The sequence below is a fragment of the Streptomyces pseudogriseolus genome (assembly GCA_002154585.1).
GTDB lineage: Bacteria > Actinomycetota > Actinomycetes > Streptomycetales > Streptomycetaceae > Streptomyces > Streptomyces pseudogriseolus.
On sequence record MUNG01000391.1, the window covers coordinates 1 to 1,098 of the forward strand.

Genomic DNA, 1,098 nt, shown 5'->3' on the forward strand with positions numbered 1-1,098 from the left:
GTGGTGCTGGCGGAGCTGCTGGACAACGCCACGACCTACAGCGCGCCGGGCACCCCGGTGGAGGTCAACATCCAGGCCGTGCCGTCGGGTGTGTGCTTCATCGTGGACGACGCCGGTCTGGGCATGGACCAGGAGACCAAGGACCGGGCCGCGGCCCTGCTGTCCGCCGAGGGCGCGGTCGACATCACCGGTCTCGGTGACCCGCCCCGGTTCGGTTTCGCGGTGTGCGGCATGCTCGCCAACCGCTACGGCTTCCACGTCTCCGTCGGCTCGGTCTCCCCGTACGGNNCCGAGCCGGAGCGGCAGCCCGCCGAGGAGGGGCAGGAGGAGACTCCGCAGCGCCTGGCGCCGGTGCCCGTGGGCCCGTCGCGCGTGGTGGGCACGACGTCCGGCGGGCTGCCCAAGCGGCGGCGCCGTCAGGGCCCCATCGCGGTGGTGCCGCCCCCACCGGACCCGGCCGCCGTCGACGAGGAGACCTCGGAGTCGTCCGGCGAGGTCACCGCGTCGCGCCTGGGGGCGTTCGCACGCGGCACCCACCTCGGACGGACCACGAACACCACGGAAGGACCTGACCACCAGTGAAGACCGACCTGTCGTGGGTGCTGAACGACGTGCTCGAGGTGCGCGNNCCGTCCTCGTCTCGGGCGACGGCCTGCTGCTCCAGCGTTCGGACGACATCTCGCGCGACGACGCGGAGACCAACGCGGCCGCGATGAGCTCCATGCAGTCGCTGAGCCGGGCGGTCGCCGGTTTCGTCGGCGCGGGCCACGGCATCTGGAAGCAGACGCTGCTGGAGTACGACGGCGGCTGGATCTTCCTGATCGCGGCCGGGCAGGGCTCCTACCTGGCGGTCTCGGCGGCGGTGGACGTCGACATGGAGGCGGTGTCGTTCCGCATGCAGAAGACGGTGACGGCGCTGAACAAGGCCATGAGCGTGGCTCCCCGCTCCGACAACGGTGTCGGCTGATGACGGGTCCCGCCGAGGAATCACCCGTCACCAGTGACTTCGTCCGCTCCTACGTCATCACCGGCGGCCGGAGCCTGCCGTCCTCGGACGAACTGGCGCTGCACACCCTGGTCACGCTGGCCCCCGAGCGG

The 1,098-nt window shown here is 71.8% G+C and carries 1 protein-coding gene and 2 pseudogenes; all 3 read left to right on the forward strand.

Features of this window, described 5'->3' with window-relative positions:
- A partial coding sequence (locus CCN29_RS28610) for an ATP-binding protein (protein WP_143661396.1) occupies window positions 1–582 on the forward strand: 582 nt, incomplete at its 5' end.
- A pseudogene (locus CCN29_RS28615) lies at window positions 579–967 on the forward strand (roadblock/LC7 domain-containing protein). The gene CCN29_RS28610 and the pseudogene CCN29_RS28615, both read left to right, overlap by 4 nt.
- Window positions 967–1,098, forward strand: a pseudogene (locus CCN29_RS36330) (DUF742 domain-containing protein); the annotation flags it as partial. The pseudogenes CCN29_RS28615 and CCN29_RS36330, both read left to right, overlap by 1 nt.